This window comes from Prevotella ihumii (assembly GCF_900155655.1).
Taxonomy (GTDB): domain Bacteria; phylum Bacteroidota; class Bacteroidia; order Bacteroidales; family Bacteroidaceae; genus Prevotella; species Prevotella ihumii.
In genome coordinates this window covers 2,306-23,244 of record NZ_LT706990.1, presented here as the reverse complement: position 1 = coordinate 23,244, position 20,939 = coordinate 2,306, and the positions used below count along the sequence as shown (strand labels likewise).

Below are 20,939 nucleotides of genomic sequence, written 5' to 3'. Positions count from 1 at the left end.
TGCGGCGTACCAATTGGGACAGGCGAAGAATACCCTGACGCATATCCACAGGAGTGCAACAAACCCGAAAAACATTTGTTTCGTTGAGTACAAACATAAGTTTTTCGGGCAAAGGTAGTAAAGTAAGAATGTTACACAAAGGCGGCTAATATTGGATGCTTACGGCAAAAGAGACAGCGAAAAAAGAAAAATCATTTGAAAACCCGTAAAAGCACCTCTTGGCATAGGCGCAAAAGAAAGGGGCATTGCTTCATCAGTCTAAACATCGTTTAGGCGTGAGGCAATGCCCTTTTCTCTGGCTATGCGGTAGTCGGCACACGTTTGTTCTAAACTCGTTTTGGGCAATGGTGTTCCGACGAACAATACCGCTTTTACGGAAAAACTAATGAATGAGGTGATAAAAAATCCGGGAGTTTATATCAAAATCTCGGATAAAATAGCTACTTTTGCATACAAAGAGTTCTTTGAAGGTTACGCGACGCGCAGAAGGATAATGCAGTAGATAACTAACTAAATCGTAACCTATTACTATCAAGAGCAATTAACCTACGCTCATTTTCAATAAATTACACTCTTTTCGTAACTTCATATTGCAAAGATACGATTTTTCGAGCAAATCACAACCTAATCCTCCCTCCTACTGGCATACTTTCTGTTGTTTCTTATATTGCAAAGATACGATTTTTCGAGCAAATCACAACGCGTGATGGACTTACCACCATCGAGGGGGAGTTGTTTCTTATATTGCAAAGATACGATTTTTCGAGCAAATCACAACAGAGCCGAAGGGTATAGCATTAGAGAACTCGTTGTTTCTTATATTGCAAAGATACGATTTTTCGAGCAAATCACAACTCTTATATGTGGCGGTTTTTTCAACAGAACGTTGTTTCTTATATTGCAAAGATACGATTTTTCGAGCAAATCACAACAAGGCGCAGCCTTTCCTACACGTAGCGTCAGTTGTTTCTTATATTGCAAAGATACGATTTTTCGAGCAAATCACAACGTCCGGGGGGTAGCGGTGTGCCAGGCGGTGGTTGTTTCTTATATTGCAAAGATACGATTTTTCGAGCAAATCACAACTATTGGTGTAAAAGTCTCTATCTGTAACACGTTGTTTCTTATATTGCAAAGATACGATTTTTCGAGCAAATCACAACGGATTGCATACGCTGCCCTGTTGATTTGAGGTTGTTTCTTATATTGCAAAGATACGATTTTTCGAGCAAATCACAACATTATAGACTATTATATTACTGAAGCATTAGTTGTTTCTTATATTGCAAAGATACGATTTTTCGAGCAAATCACAACTGTTCGACTGCGATGCAAAAGTAACACTAAGTTGTTTCTTATATTGCAAAGATACGATTTTTCGAGCAAATCACAACGGGCGTGGTCTGTCCAGTCGGAAAAGCTCTGTTGTTTCTTATATTGCAAAGATACGATTTTTCGAGCAAATCACAACAGGGATCAGAATTATAATCCCGACACTAAGGTTGTTTCTTATATTGCAAAGATACGATTTTTCGAGTAAATCACAACTACAGGATTAACGTTTTTCAACTCTGCTTTGTTGTTTCTTATATTGCAAAGATACGATTTTTCGAGTAAATCACAACTGTGCCAGCAATGATTTCATCGAAGAATTTGTTGTTTCTTATATTGCAAAGATACGATTTTTCGAGCAAATCACAACTGCACGTTGGAAAGGTAGTTCTACATAACGGTTGTTTCTTATATTGCAAAGATACGATTTTTCGAGCAAATCACAACGTATAAGAGCAAAGTACACCATCTGCCGTCGTTGTTTCTTATATTGCAAAGATACGATTTTTCGAGCAAATCACAACTTACCACCACTGTGCTATCATACGTCCGCTGTTGTTTCTTATATTGCAAAGATACGATTTTTCGAGCAAATCACAACGTTGAGCTTAATCTTAGTATCAGCAGCTGGTTGTTTCTTATATTGCAAAGATACGATTTTTCGAGCAAATCACAACTTTCTTTACCAACCCCAGAACAAACGAAGGTTGTTTCTTATATTGCAAAGATACGATTTTTCGAGCAAATCACAACTTCCATACTTCTAAAATAATTTTACCGTCTGTTGTTTCTTATATTGCAAAGATACGATTTTTCGAGCAAATCACAACTATATGTCTTTGATGCAATATGAGGAAGAAGTTGTTTCTTATATTGCAAATTTACATAAAAATCGCGAAATATAAGCCAGTGGAAATAAAAAACGGGAAATAAATTCCCGAATCGCCTTCCCATTTGACGGAAAAGTGTCAAGGCCAGCATAAATTCTTTGTCCTAAATGCGTGCTCTATGTCACAATATGTATTATCTTTGAGCAAAAAAATTAATAATCCTCAAATGTAGGCTTATGAGAATCGTATGTGGCCTTGACGTGCACAAAGATAGCATTTATTTTTGTATTTTAAGCAGCATGGGCGAAATTATTGAGAAAGTTTTTGGTGTGTTGACCCTCGAACTGTACGAAATGCGTGATTTGTTGCTCAAATATCAAGTACAGGAAGTCGGGATGGAAAGCACGAGTGTTTATTGGATTCCGTATGGCGCATGCTTGAGCCGCACTTCCGCCTGAAGCTCATCAACCCTTATTTCATCAAGCAGCTTCCCGGACACAAGAGTGATGTCAAAGATGCCCAATGGATAGCGGAGTGCATGCTCAAGGAACTGGTTCGTGGAGGTTTTGTCCCGTTGGAGCGCATCCAGCAATACGACCGTCGCATCTACGACCTTGATGACGAGATCGTGCGTAAGCTCAGCAAACTTGACGCTGCGGTGCAGTGCTGCACCATACGGCTCAGCAACTACGTCTCGAGTACGGACAGCAAGAGTTACAAGAACGTGATTGGCAAAATATGCGAGGGGAAACAGATCCCGAGACGCTCGTCAGAGAAGTCCACGGGCGGATTATCAAACACCATAGAAGGGAGGTCATCATAGCCTCGCTCACAGGATGCATCACGGCATACGACATTGACATTATGCGCAGCTCACGGCCGAGATAGACATGGCAGAGCGGCACAAGCAGGAATGTATGGACAGGATGCAAGAAATCTGCGAGAATGAATACGCCGAAGCCCTTCACAATCTTCAGACCATCCCAGGAGTGGGAATGAGAGCCGCCACATCACTGATTGCAGAAATCGGAACAGACATAACACACTTCGAGACGGCGGGCCATCTTACTTTATGGAGCGGACTGAAACCACGCAACGACCAGTCAAATGGAACCTTCAAGTCACGCCGTATCACATATGGCAACCGATATCTGCGACGCACCATCATCCAGTGTTCATAGGGCGCAAGCCGAACCCAAGATTGTTTCTTCAACCGTTTTTCCTATCACCAGACACAAGTCCGCAAGAAGAATAAGATGAAAATACAGGTAGCCATCGCGCGTAAGATACTCGTCTGCGCATGGCACATTCTCGGAGAAAACGTTCCGTACCAGGACTTCGACAACAGAATCGAAACATTCGCCTAAAACGGATGGCACGATATACCGGCCATGGAAAGGCTACTATCTTTGTGATGGTATGTGACCTCGCTTTGCAAATTAACCAACGACATGGTCGGCGATGGAACTCAGTGTGAGCCCTGAGCTCGAAGAGGAAAGTATCATTATAATTTATGCAGGCTCGGAGAGGAGTCTGTATACACTTGGTATGTGAGGTTGTCCCGAAAAACGGCCGTTTTAGTTACTTTAGCGAGAATTTATTTCAGGTTTTATAGAGGAAAATCCTGATGAGGTATGGTTAGGGCAAAGTTATAAAGATAAACAGCAAAAGGATTACCAACTCACAGAGTGGCATCTAATAAAGTTTTATAAAGATGTAGCTATTGTGTGCATTTGCAAAATTCAAAAAAGTAAAATGGTGTTTAAATCGTGGTATATTCTTGAAGATACTAAACCAAGAACTGGGTTGCTGGTTTATCATAAATTAAAAAAGTAAGCGATAAGGATATTTATCACCTTATCGCTTATCGGGCTAATACTAACCTCCGCTTGTCTAATTACAAGTCTGTCATAGCTCCGATGACCCGATGGGATGCCATTTGCTATTGATATCGGCTGTTAGTACTGTACTTATGTTGCAAAGATACATAAAAATCTCGAAATATAAGCCTGTGGAAATAAAAAACGGGAAATAAATTCCCGAATCGCCTTCCCATTTGACGGAAAAGTGTCAAGGCCAGCATAAATTCTTTGTCCTAAATGCGTGCTCTATGTCACAATATGTATTATCTTTGAGCAAAAAATTAATAATCCTCAAATGTAGGCTTATGAGAATCGTATGTGGCCTTGACGTGCACAAAGATAGCATTTTTCTTTGTATTTTAAGCAGCACGGGCGAAATTATTGAGAAAGTTTTTGGTGTGTTCAAGAAGAATAAGATGAAAGTACAGGTAGCCATCGCGCGTAAGATACTCGTCTGCGCATGGCACATTCTCGGAGAAAACGTTCCGTACCAGGACTTCGACAACAGAATCGAAACATTCGCCTAAAACGGATGGCACGATATACCGGCCATGGAAAGGCTACTATCTTTGTGATGGCATGTGACCTCGCTTTGCAAATTAACCAACGACATGGTCGGCGATGGAACCCAGTGTGCGCCCTGAGCTCGAAGAGGAAAGTATCATTATAATTTATGCAGGCTCGGAGAGGAGTCTGTATACACTTGGTATGTGAGGTTGTCCCGAAAAACGGCCGTTTTAGTTACTTTGGCGGGAATTTATTTCAGGTTTTATAGAGCAATAGTTCGTTAAAATTTGAGATAATTGTTACGCAGCTTTCCTCTGCCAGCCAAAGAGTTCTTTGATAGTATGACTAATTAACTTTCGGTTCGGTATGCTCCGACACCTGTCGAAAATTAATTTTGCAATGTATGTGCTCGCCATGAGCTCCTTGAAAGAAGCCATGGAATACGGTAGCCCGTTTTCCTTCATCATCACCTTTGCCACATTCTGTGATGCAAATGATGCGTTGTAGGAGAAGTCCAGCTGATTCTTGTGCCTTGCCTGGCAATGCGCGAGTCCGGTATACTGCTTGGCATCACGGAAGCAAAACTCGATTTGGAATCTTGAGCGGTATGTGCGCAATACTTCTTCACCCGACATAGATGTCTTTGTGGAGAAGAAAAGCTTGTGCTTGCCGTTCGGCATCACCCAAATGACAAGACGCACTTTCTGCTTCAGTGCCTTTGAATAGGCGATGAGTGTGTAAGCTGTGCCTTCAAGTCCTTCGATATGCATCTTCGCCATACGCGTGAGGTCGAGTTTCTTGTAATTGATTTTCCCGTCAAGTGTTTTGGGACGCCCGGGCTTATTGGAACGAGGTCCCGTGTACACATAGTATAGGCTCGCCGTATCCCTGAAACGGCTGACAAGATGAAAGCCTTGCTCCTTGATTCCCTCCACAAACGGACGGATAGAGAAGAAAGCATCAGCGACAACAATATCGGTGACCTTCAACAATTCTTTCCTGTAGCGTTTGATGACGGCAATGTAATGCTGCACAAGAGTCATGCTACGCAGTTTCAACTCTCTTGTAGAAGGGGTTTGATGGGCACGAAGCATCATACAGTTGTTGGCGTAGACATCGACAAGGGCAAGTCCCATAATTTCAATGCCGTGTTTCATGGAACCTGCACAGCCGGACCAGAAAGTACCAACATGCGGAGTCTTCTTGCCTGACTTACTGATGTAGCTCGGATCTATGGCTATAGCCAGCAGTCCGTCCATGTTCAGATAACGCTGGGAAAGGTAGAGGTTGAACTTAACCCAGTTGATGCACTTAGCCCGGCTGCGGTTGAAATTCGTTCTGTAGGTCTGCTCGCAATGGGTGCCGTAACGCTCCATTTGAGTGAAATTTATCTTTCTTTGTATCGCCATGTACAATAAGAGTATTTCCAAGAGTAGATTCTCAAAAGTTTTGCCTAATTTTGCAGATGAGCTTTTGATGGCATCTCTGCAGATTTCTGTATATTGGTCGAGTGGTTCTGATGTCATTTGCTTTATGTTTTTGCTACTATAAAGTTACTGATAATCAGCCACTTGGCCAAATTTTATTAGTTATATTAAGTTAATTAACTCTCTCATTTTCAAACGATTACATTAGAATTAACGAAGTATTGATAGAGGAAGAATATGAGATAAAGACTTGCTGCAAACCATTAGGTCGACCGCCAAAGAAACCCAGAAGTCCCGAATATCTCAAGAAGATGGCCAAGGCCATCGGAGAACGAAACGAAGTCGAATGCTCTTTCGGCACAGGCAAGAGAGTCTATCGAGCCAACAACATCAGAGCCAAGCTTCCAGAAACAGCAGAATGCTGGACAGGAATGTGCTACTTTGTCAAGAACGTGATAAAGTTCCTCAGGGAACTTTGTCTTGCCCTTTTCGAAATTAAGCTCAATTTATGGGCAGATACCATTGCAAAGTTTAGAGCCCGCTGTTTTGTAGTCGTGGCAATTTATTAATTCAGCGGTCCTAATTAATTTTGCAATAGGTAAGGATAGGTTTTTGCAGCTGTAAATGGCTGTTTAAAATAGTTCTAACTGTTGGTAAGGAACTGTGGCGGTGGCAGGTTTAGCTCCATTAAAGAACTGGATGTTGGCAAATTGTTTGTCGGTAATACAGAGAATGCCAACTTTACCATAGCGAGGTAGATTGTTTTTCACTCGCTGTATATGTACTTCTGCATTATCTTTGCTTGCGCAATGGCGTACATAGATGGAGAATTGATACATCGTAAATCCATCTTTTATTAATACTTTTCGGAAGTCAGCGTATGCTTTCTTATCCTTTTTAGTGTCGGTGGGAAGGTCAAAAAATACAAGTAGCCACATAATTTTATATTCGCTTAAATTATCTAAACCGCTCATAAACTCTTTCTTTTTATAGTTCTGGATATGCTATTTGGCGTATCTCTCCTGCAAAACATTTGTACAGCGAAGCCGTTGTTTGCTGTGAAGCTATCATTAGAGGTGTGCGCCTTTTGCCTATTTCAACTTCTATCATTGGTATACCGAGAAGTTTCATTTTTATGTCTTTGGTCAATTCCGAATAATCGGTTTCGGTATTCATTATACTGATAACCAATTGGTCTACGTAAGGTCGGTAGGGCTCCATTATATCATCGGCTAAGCAATATGCGTTGTAACGATTATGGTGATGAATGCCAAGTGTGGGTAAGAGTCCGCTTCCTACTAATGAGCGAGCTATTACTGCACGCAGAATGGCATACCCATAGTTTAACAGATTGTTAGATGGAATGCCTTCACGATCGCGGACGAAGTTAGGAATAGTAGGGAATAGATTTTTCCAGTAATAGGCTGCTGCTCGTGCCTCTGTATTATCGGCATCACCACTACGAACCTCTACTGCCCATACACGCATACATTTTGTTTCGGTGGTGGTGTTGGTACGCAATACGTGTTCTTGATTAAGTATTTTTTGTTTTATGGTTTGTTGCCACAACTGCTTGCGTAATGGTAAAGAAGATTCTAACTGATGGCGAAAACGTTCGTTTTGTAGCGTATTACCCGATAAGGGCAACATCATCCCTGTGGGCATACTTTTGCTATCGCAAGAGATTATTGCACAATTGTTTGCAAGCAAAGCCTCCATTAAGCCGCTTGTTATGGTGATGCGTTTATTGTCGAGTACTACCACCCCAATATCTTCTATTGGGATGGTGCGTACAGCTTCGTCTTTCAGCATTTGTGGCAACGCTTCGTTTGTTACTACCTCTGGTATGCGCAATACCATTTGGTCGTTGCGCATACTGAGATAGGCAGGATTTGTGAAACACAATGTTTTCTTTATCATATATATTCCTCCTTTCTTTTGTTCAATACTATTTTATGATGTTAGTGATATTGCCTAATCGGTCAACTTCAAGTTTCCAACAGACAGACTTTATCATTACATCTGTATCTCCAACAGCACGCTCCATTTTGTTTTTTGAAGAAAACTCATACTTATCTTGTATGCTTTTTGCCACTCTATGCTGAATAAAAAAGCTACGATTTTCTGTCGAGCTAACCATTTTATAGATATGTTCAGGATTTAATTCCTTTACATTATCTATGTTCATTTCATCTTCTGTTGGCACATAAACTAAGTCGTTGGGTGATAAGGTGAACAATAATTTAGCATTATTGTATGTTTCTTTTACAGGCTTGAGACCCTGTTTAAGTCTTTCCACAATATCGCTAAATTCCGGCGTATTATAAACTCTGTTGCCTTCTTCATCTTTATAGATTGCAAAGTAAAGATTTGTACCTACTTCAGCTTTAACATATTTATCTTTTTTATTGCCTTGCTGTCCTACTTGGAATTTCAGACCCAATTTATCGGTTACTCTCACTTTGCGGATTGGCTGGTGTGGCTTTCCATCATTGTAAAGCGAAATATTTTTATTCATCTCATCTATACCTTCAGGCGAGAAAGCTAACTTTTCATTTCCATTTTTGGCTTTAAGGTAGTTGAGAAGTATTTTCTGAATACCTGTATCGCTTATTGAGCGGATTGCTTTTTCGTCGAACGAGGTGTCCAATGGCTTTCTTGATGCTACCATTGCTTCCTTATCACCTTTATCATTGGTAAAGGTGATAATATCTATTTTCGATACATCTTTTTCGTTCCAACGATTTTCTAACGCTTTGAAATGTGCTTTTATCTTGGCGTTATTCATTCCTTGCTCTTTTAGTTGAAGGATATATTTGCGCAATTCTTTGTCGCAAATCCGCTCCACTTGTTCCAATGCTTTTGATAATGATACCGTATCTGGACGTTTGAGGTTCACTTTTCCATAATAGGTTTCTTTATGCAATGGTTTGCGTATTGCCCACATTTCTTTCGTCTTTTGAGGCACAAGTGTATGTTTTCCTTTTTCGTCTATACGCTCATAGAAGTTTGTTGCTTTGTTGATAATGCGCACATAGTTACGGAAACTTACTACAACATTGCTTAATGCCTTTTGAGCATCTTGTGTAAAGCTATCCCAAGGTTTCTTTATCATTCCTTTCTCTCCACATAATTTTGCTTTTAGGTCGTATCGCTTCTTCTCATCAGCTGCCGACTCATTGTTTAGATAATTGATAATGTTGCGTGATGCACAAGCTATTATTAATGCGTCCATTGCGTGGTGGCGATGGTCTATGCGCTTCTTATTAAATCCACGTTGCAACTCAATAGGCATTGTGGTTTGAAACACGCGTTTTCCGTTCTTATTCTCCCAATGTCCGAATAACTCACTTTCAGTTAGTTTGTTCATTCTTTCAAATCGATGATATATTAAGTTGTTCCACACATCATTCATTCCCCAATCTTTCTTGAGCCTGTCTGTAATGCCACCAGTGCAAAGTATTACGTTCTTTGATGTAGCTTCGCTTTCTCCTTGTTCACGTACAATGTTTGATAATAGCGATTTGACCATCTTGCTGATATAGCGACTGTCATTCAATTGGCGATTGATAAAGTCTTGTGGTATTTCGTCCATTAAAAGCTTGTTGCGTTTCTTTGTGTTGTTCGCATAATGCTCTTTTACAAACTGTTCGTATTCAGCCTGACTGAATATTACTACATCTCCTATGGCAGCGCAATGTATCTTTGTTCCTGCTTTCTCTTTGATAAATTCGTATCCCAACATAGTTCCTTTCGTTTTGTTCACCTCGGCTTCACAAATCACCTTATTAGATAGTGAGTCGTCAAAGTAGCGTGCTTTAGGAATTACGTGTTCTATTTCGTATGCAGCTGTAAATAGTTTCCCGAGCGGTATAGGCTTACCTGTGTAAGGCGAGCGATATTTCTGTTCCAACCAAGCTTTGTAACGTATAAGTTCATCTTGGGTAGGTTGGGCAGTGTGCGAAATCTTTAGAATGTCATTATATTCTGCATCTTCAGCTTTCAATTCGTTCAGTGCACCTTCCTCATATATACGCAAAATGTCTTGTTGCATAGGAGAGTGAGGGCGCACATTCTCTATGCTATTATCGTTTTTCAACTCCATCAATAACTGTTTGATGCGCAAATTGGTTGCTTCGTTATTCAGTATAGCACTTGTTCTGTGTTGACGTTCTTCTGCTGTGAGTTTCATTTCACGTCCCAACTCTATATGAATTTCGTCAATATGTCCTGCAGCTTTCCATATATCGTGAACGGTGCGTAAGGTCTCTAACACGCATTGTTCAACAATAGGATTGCGCATTTCGCCTTGTTTAAAGCCTTTGATAAACGACATCAAACTTTCTGGACTTTCCCATTTAGTTATCTGTGTAGTTTCAGAGTGCCTACTATATATCACATAGCAAGCCAACCATACAGGCAATCCACTAAAGGCTTTCACGTTTTCTAATGGCAGTTTTGCATTACGAATACGCTCCTTTAGTTTTTCGTCTATTTCACCGTTAATAATCTTTTCTATTTGCTTTCCAGCAATGGTTTTTACTATGTCTTCCTCCCAATACTTGCCCATTCGCATTACGGTAAGCAATTTCTTTATGGCTTTTTCGGAGTATGAAGCATAATCTTTTTTGAATGGTTTCACCTTTAGAAAAGCATTTATAAAGTCTTCACCCTCGTCCCATTTCTCTAATGCTTTACGTGTTTCGTCCTTGTGTTCCACAGAGTAAAGCAAATGCCACATTCTGTATTCACGCTCCTTTGTGAGCCAATCTCCCTCTATATTTGCACGTTTCAGAGCAGATAGTAGCTCATATCGAGTTTCGTTACAAGGGTAAGTCTTCTTTTCGTCTTCTATATAGTTCCATCTTATGGGGAAGATTGACTCTTTGCCTACCTTTGTTTTCTTTATTTTAAAGAAATTTTTCAGCAAAACACTCTGCTTTATCTCTTTGCGGTCGTTAAGAAAATCAAAGAGATTAGCATAGTCTTCAGTTGTTTTTAAGTAGTCTGCCGTAACGTCCGCATCGTCCTCACGCTTATACAAACGTAAGTTCTGAACAAACTGCCACAATCTAAACTCTTGAAAATAAGGGTTCGACTTTGCGGCACACTTCTTTGTTTGGGTTTTTATTTCTCCTGTTTCTTTATCTGTATAGTTATATTTTTCGTATGGGCAATCGGCTATGAGCGACTTTTTGCTCTTCAATGGACGTTGATAGAATATCAAGTCGTCGAGCAATAGGTGCACCATATCTTTTTGCATAAGAACCTTCTGATGTGTTTCATTGCGTAGATAGAGTTCCTTTGCGCAAGCTTCCACTAACGTTTTGTTACGCAATTCCTCGTGAAACTCTCTTTGTTTTTGCAATATAGCCCGTAATTCGTCTTTATAATAATTGCGTTCGATGGTGCGCACATAGTTGCCACGAATTTTGTCAGACGGTTCGGCAAGCAGATGATCATAAATGAAAGCACCCACAGTTTTGCCCGATTGCTCTATCTGCTGTTCGGTACATTTCTTTCTTAGTGTCCAGTCGTCTTCCGAAGGCGAACGGAACGAACGGCGTTCGTTGCCTTCTTTGTCCTTTTTAATGGTTATACCATCAGCTTCATATTCGGTTGTAACGATAAACTTCTTAATCTTTCCTACCCAATTGTCAAGCGGTATGCTGCTCTGTCTTCTGTACAGCCAACCATTTTTTAGCCAAATGTTATACCATTCCTTGTCACCTTTCTTTTCGCCTGTGGCATCTACACGTTCCACTTCTAACTCGTGATATTCCTTTCGTTTGGTTATATCCTCTTCTTCCTCCTCTCCACGCAGCTGGTAATAGCCACGTTTTTGGTTGAAACTAAGCAATATCCACGCCAATTCTTCCTTTGTAACTGCCTCGGTGAGTGCTTTTTTGCGCAGATAATAGAGTGTCCAATCTAATGGAATACGTTTTCCATCAGCTACTAATGCTGGTTGATGGTGGGCAAAATCTGCCAACATTTCGTGGAACGAGTCCATAAAACGGAACTGCATTTTTCCATCTTCTCCACGTTCCCAAGCTATTTTTGGCTCGGCATTATCTATAAATTTTCCGTATGTTTTAGGTTCGTTTCTGTTCCATCCTATTTCTTTTTCATAGTGTGGGGGCAACATACCCATCACGTGCAAGGCTCTGTGAAGTCGCTCTCTTCGTTGAAGCGAGCGTTCTAAGAGGCGGCGATGCCCACGATAGCCCGTGCGTTCGGCTGTTTGCGACTGCGTTTGTCCGTTATCAAACTTGCTCAATACATCTTGAGTCATTGGGATAATGCGACTTCCAAGTTGTATGTCGCTCATCACCTTTCCATTTTCGTCTACTGAGACTTTAGCCCAACCAATGCTATTGGTTCCCAAGTCTAAACCTAAAATGTTCTTCATTTTTTATTCTGTTTTGGTTTAAAGTAATATTTTTTACTAATTATTTGGCAGTTTGTAATAAAATTGCTATATTTGCACCACGATTTTTTAGCAAATCACAATAAGGATTATTCCGTTGTGAAAACAAATAAAGCGGGTTTAACAACTCGCTTTCTTTGTATCCTTTCGTATGTGATGAAACTTGTTAGCAGTCTATGTACTTTTGTTCTTAGTTTTACAAAGGTAATATTTTTGTTCTATTTTTCTTTTATTATTCTTATAAAATTGTTCGTTTTTTATTCATTTCTTATTTTTATTCGGTATATACAAAAGCTATGCCAAATGCTGAGTTGAGAAATTGCGATTTAACATTTGAAATTCCGAAATAGGATTATTCGATTTTTCGCATATTATATTTTAAAACTCTGAAACGGAAGTGTAATGCTGTAAAAGTTCAATGTTGAGAATGTCAAACATATATGTATGAGGGTGTCAAAGTTGAACTTTGGGAGGGTCAAAGTTGATGTTTAGCCCTCCTAAATATGTACAAATGCGTAATTTCCTGTCTGTATTTTCCTCTTTAGCGTTCTATATTCGTGTATTAAGAGCAGTGTGTTTTTGCACAGTTCTATGTATGTCTTTGTTTCTTTCAGATTATCAGTAATTTATGATTGCACACGTATAATTCTCATATTTACAACCAACAGCCTTTGTGGTTGCAAATATGAGAGTTATGAGGCTTATTTTTAACATTTATATCTTTGTATTCGGAAAAATAGGCGATTATTTGAGATGAATAAGCGTTCGATATAAGAGGTTTGAATCTATTTATACCCTATAATTCTTATGTGTTCTTGCAGTTCTAAATGTTAAGGCTGGTTCTATAAATTACCACCGCATATAGTCATTAAATTTTTATGAAATACGTTTTGTTATCTTTTGGCTTCTTTTTATATAAAACAGGTTGCGCCTCAACCATTCAAATAAGTTTGATTGCATTCGGCTTGCTCCGTTTTGGTTCAAAATGTAAGTTCGTTCAGTCGTGTAGCTCGCTACACTCCTTCACGCTCTTGCATTTTGACCTCAAAAATAAGCTCAAAATCTAACAAAGCTAATTTATAGAACCAGCCTTAAGCTATTTGTAACCTATTCTTTCACTTTGAGCAAAAATAGTTGATAGCGCAGGTCGGCTATATCGTGGGTCTTGCTTGTCCAAAGTTTGGGTTGTTGTATCAGCTTACGTTCACATAATATGTCGAGCAAGTCCCACATATATTCGTGATAGAGAATAACAATTGCCAATTGACGCTTGTCTATGTGATATTGTTTCATAAAGTTTTGAACGTATGCGGTTTGTGTAAAATCTTTCTTTATGGCTTGCGCAATGTTCAGTGCAATAAGGTTGAGTTGTGATTCTTTTTGGAAATGGATGACAGGTATCTGTATTTTGCCGTTTTTATCACAAACTCCGTATGGCATAATTTGCTTTTTTAGTTTTTCGTCTTTGATACAACCATTTCTCTGATATTCCGCTGCAATCTCTTCAAAAGGTAATCCGTCTATGTAGTCGAATCCCTTTATTCTGTAATTATGCGAAATAGCCATCTGCATACTGCCGTAGGTATTGGTTCCACACGCATTTTGACGAGGGTAATAATGTAAGTAGAAAGCACCTTTCCACGTTGGGGCTATGGTCATACTATCCCTGTTGGTGTTGAGAAGCTCCCACGTAATGGTGTCGAGGATATACGAGAAGAGGATGCTATATGTATTGGCTTCACATTTGTCTTTTGCCATTAGTTGGCGCAATTGTGTGCAATAAGGTGCGATGTGGTCAATGTTTTGTTCTACAAATATTCGACTATCCTTGCGCATACGAGCTGTGGCGAGCGAGTCGAATAGAGGTATTGTAGAAATGTAACCGTCTCTATCCGCCTTTAGCATTTTGTTGATGGTGAGCAACATCAGTTGGCTTTGGGTGTAAGGTACGTTTAGCGAGTCTAAATAGTTGGGCTTATGCCATTGTCGGAATGCCATTAGTATATCCCAATTGTTGTCGGCTGTGGCTATTTCTTTAGGATGGAGGTCGTTATATTCTACAAAAGCACTGGCGGTATATGCCTCGTATGGTCGATAGTGTTGTGCCTTTGCAATGTTAAAGCTAAATAGCACAAAATACAAAGTAAGGAGTTTTAAGATGTTTCTGTTCATAATCATTGTTTGTTTTTTATTCTGTTGCGAAGTTGATGTTTTGGAACGTGATACGTCTGATGAGCTTGCGAATAAGTCACGCTCCTACGCTTTACCTACGACAAATTATCTTATGCAAAGGTAAGTTGATTTTAAATATTTTCATTATTCTTTTGTGTAAATTTTAAGTATGAAGGTTTGTTTTTACACTTTTGTGTAATGATATTGCTTTGGCTCGGTGTTTTTGTTTATTCTTGTAGATGAATAATTAAGCATACGACAATGGTAGATGTGAAAGACTTCTTTCTTGAACTCAATGAAGTGAAAGAAATGCCAACTTATAATGCGAAAACAATTGCGGCAGTGATACAGACGGTGGAGACTTTTGCACGTGTAACCTATCAGAGTGTTTACTTGATAGATTATTACAAGCAAGAGTTTCTATATGTTGCCGACAATCCTTTGTTTCTCTGTGGACACACCGCTGAGGAGGTAAAGGCGATGGGGTATAGTTTTTATTTGCAGCACGTACCCAAAGAAGAACAAAAGATGTTGGTGGAAATCAATAGAAGTGGATTTCAGTTTTTCGATACTTTCAGTATAGAAGATAAGTGCAGATGTTCTATGTCGTACGATTTTCATTTGCAAAATGGGAAGAAGCAAACCTTGGTGAACCATCGCCTTACTCCCGTAGAACTCACTGCCGATGGGCGGATATGGATAGCTATGTGTGTGGTTTCGCCATCTTCGCACAAAGACAAAGGACACGTAGAATTGCACAAGGAGAGCAATCGTAATTATTGGGAATACGCTTTCCTTTCGTATAAATGGAAAGAACGCACGGCAGTGCAGCTGAAAGACGAGGAAATAGAGGTGTTGAGGCTTTCGGCAGTGGGACTAACAATGAGCGAAATAGCAGAAAAGATGTGTAAAAGTGTTGATAGTATAAAGTTTTATAAGCGCAATGTGTTCAATAAACTCAAAGTGGCTAACATTGCAGAAGCCCATTCACGTGCTGTTGCTTATAAACTTTTTTAATCCCTTTTTATTTGTTGTCAAGACAATGTTTATAGTGATGGTATGAAGAGATTGCTTGCTAAAGAGAAGAAAACATAAGGAGTTTGTATTTTTTTTATTACCTTTGTGCTAAAATATGCTGCATTCGGCAAAGGTGTAGGGACTCGGTTTATGAGCAAGTTCATCAATGCGTATCGAGTTCCGCATAACATTTATACATTTAGAATACACTTGTAAAAACATAAATAGTTTGGAAACAAAGCATAAAATATCGCCTTGGGCTTGGGTATCGAGCCTATATTTTGCAGAAGGATTGCCCAACGTGGCAGTTACATTGGTATCGTTGGTAATGTATCAGCAAATGGGTTTGTCAGATGCTGAGATTACTTTTTACACCTCTTGGTTCTATCTGCCTTGGGTAATTAAGCCACTATGGAGTCCGTTCTTAGACCTTATCCGCACCAAGCGTTGGTGGGTTGTGGCTATGCAATTGCTTCTTGGCGCAGCCTTTGCAGGTGTAGCCTTTACCATAAATGTAGGGCTTTGGCTGCAAGGTACGATATGTTTCTTCTGGTTGTTGGCGTTTTCGAGTGCCACACACGATGTCGGCGCAGATGGATTTTATATGTTAGGGCTCAACGCTCACGAACAATCGTTCTTTGTAGGCATTCGTTCTACGTTTTATCGCATCTCAATGATAGTTGGAAAGGGTGGCTTGGTGGCTCTTGCAGGATTGTTACAGACCTATATGAGCGTCCAACTCTCGTGGTCGTTGGTGTTTTATGGGTTAGCAGCCTTATTTATTGGCTTGGCACTCTATCATAATTTTGTGTTGCCACGTCCACTTGCAGATGCCGAACATACACGTCTTTCGGCTTCCGAACTTGTTTCCGAATTTATAGAAACCTTTGCTTCGTTCTTCCGCAAGAAACAAATACTGACCGCTATTGCCTTTATGCTACTTTTTCGTTTGCCCGAAGCACTCTTAAATCCCGTTGCGCCACTCTTCCTTCGTGGTGAAACGGCAAAAGGCGGATTGCAACTCTCGTTGGAAACCTTTGGTGTTGTAAATGGCATTGTGGGTGTGGTAGGACTGCTTGTTGGAGGAATACTTGGCGGACTGGTGGCAAGTCGTGACGGACTAAAGCGATGGTTGTGGCCTATGACCATTGCCATAACGCTTCCCAACATCGCCTACGTATATCTTGGTTTTGTACTTCCGCAAAGTGTTTTTGCCATCAGTGCAGCTATCTTTGTTGAGAATTTTGGCTACGGATTTGGCTTTAGTGCCTATATGCTCTTTATGCTTTATTTCAGTCAAGGCGAACACAAGACCAGCCATTATGCACTTTGTACAGGCTTTATGGCACTCTCAATGATGCTTCCTGGCTTATTTGCAGGTACGTTAGCCGATGCTGTGGGCTACCATTACTTCTTTGTTATTGTTATGGTATCGTGCCTTTTCCCCTTCCTCGTTGCCTCAATCCTGAAGGTAGACCCGACATTTGGTAAGAAAGATAGCGGAGAATAAGTTTTTGATGTTTCAGATATTAATTCCATAATATAGCGTAACAGCATAATGTTGCGCTATATTCTTTTTTATAAAGGTTCGTTTTGGGTATATGGAACAAGTTGCCCTACGGATTGTAAGGAAGACTTATCCAATATTATAGAATTAGACAAATTCATCAACCAATTCACATTAGCAATGAAGAATATGGTAGAATTTCTTCGTGCAGGTAAACATTTTGCAATCGTGGTTGGTGATTTATATCGAAATCAAGAGGTCGTTCCTTTAGGTTTTTATTTAATGTATTCGATTAGAAAGCAAATAAAATGCAAGCTTAAAGGCATTGTTGTAAAAGATATGGTGAGCAACAGAGGTAAAATAGGAATGGAGGCTTTGTGGCGTTATCGTACACTTAAAAGCGACACATTCCTTTTCAAGCACGAATATATATTTGTGTTCAAGAAAGGATAATCTTTGCCAGATAAGATTTATTTCGTAATTTTTCATACACATTAGACAATAGTGTACAAATTGAATGTAAAACATGAGCGAACCATTTTATACAATAGCAGAAGTAGCAGGGCAATTAAAGCTGTCTCAAAAGTCGATTAGAAGATATATTGCAGCAAATGAACTGAATGCTATAAAGATAGGAACATCATACAGAATTCCTATTTCTGCTCTTGAAAACTTTATTAATAAGCCTTCAAATACTGAAAAGCAAGTACAATACAATTTTTTTGGTAATCCTATCGCTGAACCTTTATCTCGTTCAAAAACGATAAAGAACGAAACTTCGTGGATAGATATTAGCCAATATTGGGATAGTCCAACTCCTTCTGACCTTACTTTTGTAGACCTGTTCTGCGGTGCTGGCGGATTATCTAAAGGACTTGAAATGTCAGGGCTGCAAGGTATTTGTGGCTTAGACTGGTTCAAGGAAGCAGGTGAAACCTATCGACGAAACTTTAACCACCCTTTTGTAAATGGCGATATAACATTACCTGAAGTTAAGGAAGAGTTTTATAACACCGTTAAACAGCAACTTAATGGTCGTCCGCTTAACGTTATCGCTGGGGGTTTCCCCTGTCAAGGTTTTTCGATGGCAGGTAATAGAATAGTTGACGACCCACGTAATTCTTTGTATTTAGAGATGTTGGAGATTGTCAAAGTCTTACAACCCGAATTTGTTATTTGTGAAAACGTAAAGGGATTGCGGTCTATGCTCAATGGTCGTGTGGAACAAAAGATATTAGAAGATTATCGAACTATTGGTTACGATATGAATGTTACAACGCTTTGTGCAGCCGATTATTATACACCACAAAAGCGTGAACGTGTGATATTTATAGGCAATAGAATAGGCAGGTCGAACTTTCACCCTAAGCCTATATTGTCATCGGATAAGTATATTACCACAGGACAAGCAATAGGCGACTTAATCAATCACCCTGAAGACCTTGCTTTCAACCATGTTCCTACAAAGCACCGCCCTGAAATGCAAGAGCGAATACTGGCTTGCCCTGAAGGAAAGAGTCTTTATAAAGGTTATTCGGATGCGTGGAAAAAATGTCCTTGGGACGAAGCCTCTTGTACAATAAAAGAGAATCATGGCGGTGTAAACATTCACCCAAAGCTGCCAAGAGTGCTTACCGCACGCGAAATGGCACGCTTACAGTCGTTTCCTGATAGTTTTATCTTTGAAGGTCCCAAAAACAAACAACTTGTTCAGACAGGCAATGCTGTGCCACCACTATTGGGCAAAGCCATAGGGTTAGCAATACGAGTTTCAGCCAATGATATATAAGGGTAGAAATATTAAACCCAAATAGGTCATTAGACTTCTTCGAGATTTGCGAGCTTATTTTGAGCTATTTTTGGTTGTTTTTGAAGACGTTTAGCGAGCTAAACAACTGAAAAAACAAACGAAAAGAGCTAAAATAAGTTGCAAAGACGAAGAAAAGCATAACATCTAAACGCTTTAAAAAGCCTTTGCGGGCTAATGAGCGATTTGGGTTAAATAATAAAGCCTTACATTCCTAAACTCATAAAGGAATTGTAAGGCTTTATTGTTTCTATGTTTTTGTTGTGCTATGCCTTTATTAATGATATTTTTCCAAGTGCTTTAGCATTATCTCCATTAGTCTTGGCAAAGCATACTTATCTATCTCGCTTTCCTCAATCCATATAAAATCGGAGGAGAGGGTGGGGCGTGTGGCGGTTTCGTAGAGGTAGAAATCAGCATAGATAATTTGATGAGTGAGAACGTGCTTTGCGTTAGATTGGAGGAGATGGAGCGAAGCGAGAGGAACCGACAAGGCATCTGTGGTGGGAAATTCCCATAAGCCTTGCCAAATGTCCCCTGCACCTCGGCGGCGAATAGCGATATGGTTATTGCATCTTATATAGACGTATTGGAACTTGCGTTCACGTTGTTTTATCTTTTTACTCTTTGTAGGGAGCAAGTCTATTTTATGATTTTGGTAAGCGAAACACGTTTCTACGAGTGGGCAAGCAGAACAATCGGGCGACTTGGGTGTACACTGAATAGCCCCAAAATCCATAATGGCTTGATTGTAAGCTGCTGGTTCGGTTGTAGAAAGGTGTGCTTGTGCCATTGCCCGAAAGGTTTTCTTGCCCTCGGTGGTATCTATCGGTGTATCGATGCCAAAGTATCGTGCCAACACCCTATATACATTGCCGTCTACCACTGCCACAGCTTCGTTGTAAGCTATTGAGGCTATGGCAGCTGCAGTGTATTCGCCAACGCCTTTTAGCTTTATAATTTCGTTATATGTAGTAGGGAAATGTCCAAGTTCGGCTATCTGTTTGGCAGCTGTGTGCAGATTTCTTGCACGCGAATAATAGCCCAATCCTTGCCACGCTCGCAATACTTCGTCTTCGGTAGCCGCAGCCAAATCGTTTACTTGTGGCCATTGTTGCATAAAGCGCTCCCAGTAGCTGTGTCCTTGCGCTATGCGTGTCTGTTGCAATATCACCTCGCTAAGCCATATTGCGTAAGGGTCTTTGGTGGCTCTCCACGGCAAATCTCTGCCATTCTGTGCATACCATTTGAGCAATTCGTGTGTAAAATTCATACCGCAAAGGTAGGTTAAAAGTACTAAAAAAGGATAGTTTGGGAGCAAAAATTTGGTTTTATTGCGTATAAATTCCTATTTTTGCGCACGATAGGGAGGAAGTCTCCCACCTTGACCAACAAGGGAAATCGTAACTAAGCAAATAACAAACAGATATGAAAAAGATGAAGAATACTATTTTTAGTCTATTTGCGTGTGCTATGTTTTTAGCGTTAACCGCTTGTACCACTAAGGAAGCAGCTATCAATAACTTAGAGAAATTCTCTTACGAACTGCGTGATAAGAGTCGCAATTATGGTGTGAAAGATTGGGAAATAGCTGCTAACCAATTTATAAGCTTGCGCAAAGACATCTCTCGTCATAACTATAACGAAGCCGAACGCCAACGTATTCGCCGTTTGGAGGGAGAATGTGCAAAGTATATGGCTAAGGGAGCAAAAGACGGAATATTAGACAAAGTATTAGAAGTAGGGTCAGGTTTGCAAGGCATTCTTGAGGGTTTAGGCTTCTAAGATTAACTTATCTGTTGTCTGTTTTTCCTTTTAGAAAGCATTATCCCAAACCGGTCATTAGCCCGCAAAGGCTTTTTAAACCCAAATTGGTCATTAGACCAGTTTAAGTGCTTACTTTATTATTTTTGAAACTTATGAGCTGTCTTTTGGATTATTTTGGCTTTATTTTACCTATATCTGCAGTCACATAGCCCGCTATGCTCCTTTGATATATGCAAAATAAATCTCAAAATAATCGCAAAATACATTCTCATTCTAACGAC

At 39.9% G+C, this 20,939-nt stretch carries 13 protein-coding genes, 1 pseudogene and 1 CRISPR repeat array; of the genes and pseudogenes, 8 read left to right on the top strand and 6 right to left on the bottom strand.

Translation table 11 applies throughout. From position 1 onward, the window contains the following. Positions 1–577: 577 nt before the first annotated feature. Positions 578–2,162: a CRISPR direct-repeat array (repeat unit 47 nt; unit sequence GTTGTTTCTTATATTGCAAAGATACGATTTTTCGAGCAAATCACAAC). A gap of 236 nt (positions 2,163–2,398) precedes the next feature. Both CZ367_RS16785 and CZ367_RS16780 read left to right on the top strand, forming a co-directional pair. Then, a pseudogene (locus tag CZ367_RS16785) lies at positions 2,399–3,529 on the top strand (IS110 family transposase). A gap of 800 nt (positions 3,530–4,329) precedes the next feature. Beyond that, on the top strand, positions 4,330–4,551 hold the full coding sequence (locus CZ367_RS16780; RefSeq protein ID WP_237581856.1) for a hypothetical protein: 222 nt from the start codon (positions 4,330–4,332) through the stop codon (positions 4,549–4,551). Positions 4,552–4,830: 279 nt separating this feature from the next. On the opposite strand, the gene CZ367_RS13730 is transcribed toward CZ367_RS16780, so the two are convergent. Beyond that, positions 4,831–6,057: a transposase gene (locus tag CZ367_RS13730; RefSeq protein ID WP_077197497.1), complete on the bottom strand. Its 1,227-nt coding sequence runs from the start codon at positions 6,055–6,057 to the stop codon at positions 4,831–4,833. 122 nt (positions 6,058–6,179) lie between these two features. On the opposite strand from CZ367_RS13730, the gene CZ367_RS13725 reads away from it, so the two are divergent. Then, entirely contained in the window at positions 6,180–6,527 is a 348-nt protein-coding gene (locus CZ367_RS13725) for a transposase (RefSeq protein ID WP_237581854.1), read from the top strand. 63 nt (positions 6,528–6,590) lie between these two features. On the opposite strand, the gene cas2 is transcribed toward CZ367_RS13725, so the two are convergent. The 4 genes from cas2 to CZ367_RS13705 all read right to left on the bottom strand — a co-directional run bounded on the left by cas2 (position 6,591) and on the right by CZ367_RS13705 (position 14,560). Further along, on the bottom strand, positions 6,591–6,932 hold the full coding sequence (gene cas2 / locus CZ367_RS13720) for a CRISPR-associated endonuclease Cas2 (RefSeq protein ID WP_077197496.1): 342 nt from the start codon (positions 6,930–6,932) through the stop codon (positions 6,591–6,593). A gap of 13 nt (positions 6,933–6,945) precedes the next feature. Further along, a complete protein-coding gene (gene cas1 / locus CZ367_RS13715; RefSeq protein ID WP_077197495.1) occupies positions 6,946–7,878 on the bottom strand; it encodes a type II CRISPR-associated endonuclease Cas1 in 933 nt (310 codons plus the stop codon). A 28-nt stretch (positions 7,879–7,906) separates the two neighbouring features. Next, positions 7,907–12,370 (bottom strand): type II CRISPR RNA-guided endonuclease Cas9, encoded by a 4,464-nt coding sequence (gene cas9 / locus CZ367_RS13710; RefSeq protein WP_077197494.1) that lies wholly within the window; start codon positions 12,368–12,370, stop codon positions 7,907–7,909. Between the two features lie 1,125 nt (positions 12,371–13,495). Further along, positions 13,496–14,560, bottom strand: a complete 1,065-nt coding sequence (locus CZ367_RS13705) for a hypothetical protein (protein WP_144006045.1) — start codon at positions 14,558–14,560, stop codon at positions 13,496–13,498. A 261-nt stretch (positions 14,561–14,821) separates the two neighbouring features. On the opposite strand from CZ367_RS13705, the gene CZ367_RS13700 reads away from it, so the two are divergent. From CZ367_RS13700 to CZ367_RS13685, 4 genes are all read left to right on the top strand, one after another. Beyond that, positions 14,822–15,577: a helix-turn-helix transcriptional regulator gene (locus tag CZ367_RS13700; RefSeq protein ID WP_077197492.1), complete on the top strand. Its 756-nt coding sequence runs from the start codon at positions 14,822–14,824 to the stop codon at positions 15,575–15,577. Between the two features lie 229 nt (positions 15,578–15,806). Continuing rightward, positions 15,807–17,087, top strand: a complete 1,281-nt coding sequence (locus tag CZ367_RS13695; protein ID WP_077197499.1) for an MFS transporter — start codon at positions 15,807–15,809, stop codon at positions 17,085–17,087. 48 nt (positions 17,088–17,135) lie between these two features. After that, the gene (locus CZ367_RS13690; protein ID WP_077197491.1) at positions 17,136–17,537 is read left to right on the top strand and encodes a hypothetical protein; all 402 of its coding nucleotides are present in this window, start codon (positions 17,136–17,138) and stop codon (positions 17,535–17,537) included. A gap of 73 nt (positions 17,538–17,610) precedes the next feature. Continuing rightward, the gene (locus CZ367_RS13685) at positions 17,611–18,873 is read left to right on the top strand and encodes a DNA cytosine methyltransferase (protein ID WP_077197490.1); all 1,263 of its coding nucleotides are present in this window, start codon (positions 17,611–17,613) and stop codon (positions 18,871–18,873) included. 295 nt (positions 18,874–19,168) lie between these two features. On the opposite strand, the gene mutY is transcribed toward CZ367_RS13685, so the two are convergent. After that, positions 19,169–20,164: an A/G-specific adenine glycosylase gene (mutY, locus tag CZ367_RS13680; protein ID WP_077197489.1), complete on the bottom strand. Its 996-nt coding sequence runs from the start codon at positions 20,162–20,164 to the stop codon at positions 19,169–19,171. Between the two features lie 164 nt (positions 20,165–20,328). Between mutY and CZ367_RS13675 the strand changes: the two genes are divergently transcribed. Further along, positions 20,329–20,676, top strand: coding sequence for a hypothetical protein (locus CZ367_RS13675; protein WP_084793557.1), 348 nt, complete (start codon positions 20,329–20,331; stop codon positions 20,674–20,676). Positions 20,677–20,939: the final 263 nt, after the last annotated feature.

What these genes read in the sequence shown, in the direction of transcription:
- CZ367_RS16780 (WP_237581856.1), top strand. Translation starts at nt 4,330, where the DNA reads ATGAGAATCGTATGTGGCCTTGACGTGCACAAAGATAGCATTTTTCTT.
- cas9 (WP_077197494.1), bottom strand. Translation starts at nt 12,370, where the DNA reads ATGAAGAACATTTTAGGTTTAGACTTGGGAACCAATAGCATTGGTTGG.
- mutY (WP_077197489.1), bottom strand. Translation starts at nt 20,164, where the DNA reads ATGAATTTTACACACGAATTGCTCAAATGGTATGCACAGAATGGCAGA.
- CZ367_RS13675 (WP_084793557.1), top strand. Translation starts at nt 20,329, where the DNA reads ATGAAGAATACTATTTTTAGTCTATTTGCGTGTGCTATGTTTTTAGCG.
- CZ367_RS13685 (WP_077197490.1), top strand. Translation starts at nt 17,611, where the DNA reads ATGAGCGAACCATTTTATACAATAGCAGAAGTAGCAGGGCAATTAAAG.
- CZ367_RS13700 (WP_077197492.1), top strand. Translation starts at nt 14,822, where the DNA reads ATGGTAGATGTGAAAGACTTCTTTCTTGAACTCAATGAAGTGAAAGAA.
- cas1 (WP_077197495.1), bottom strand. Translation starts at nt 7,878, where the DNA reads ATGATAAAGAAAACATTGTGTTTCACAAATCCTGCCTATCTCAGTATG.
- CZ367_RS13705 (WP_144006045.1), bottom strand. Translation starts at nt 14,560, where the DNA reads ATGAACAGAAACATCTTAAAACTCCTTACTTTGTATTTTGTGCTATTT.
- CZ367_RS13730 (WP_077197497.1), bottom strand. Translation starts at nt 6,057, where the DNA reads ATGACATCAGAACCACTCGACCAATATACAGAAATCTGCAGAGATGCC.
- CZ367_RS13690 (WP_077197491.1), top strand. Translation starts at nt 17,136, where the DNA reads ATGTTGCGCTATATTCTTTTTTATAAAGGTTCGTTTTGGGTATATGGA.
- cas2 (WP_077197496.1), bottom strand. Translation starts at nt 6,932, where the DNA reads ATGAGCGGTTTAGATAATTTAAGCGAATATAAAATTATGTGGCTACTT.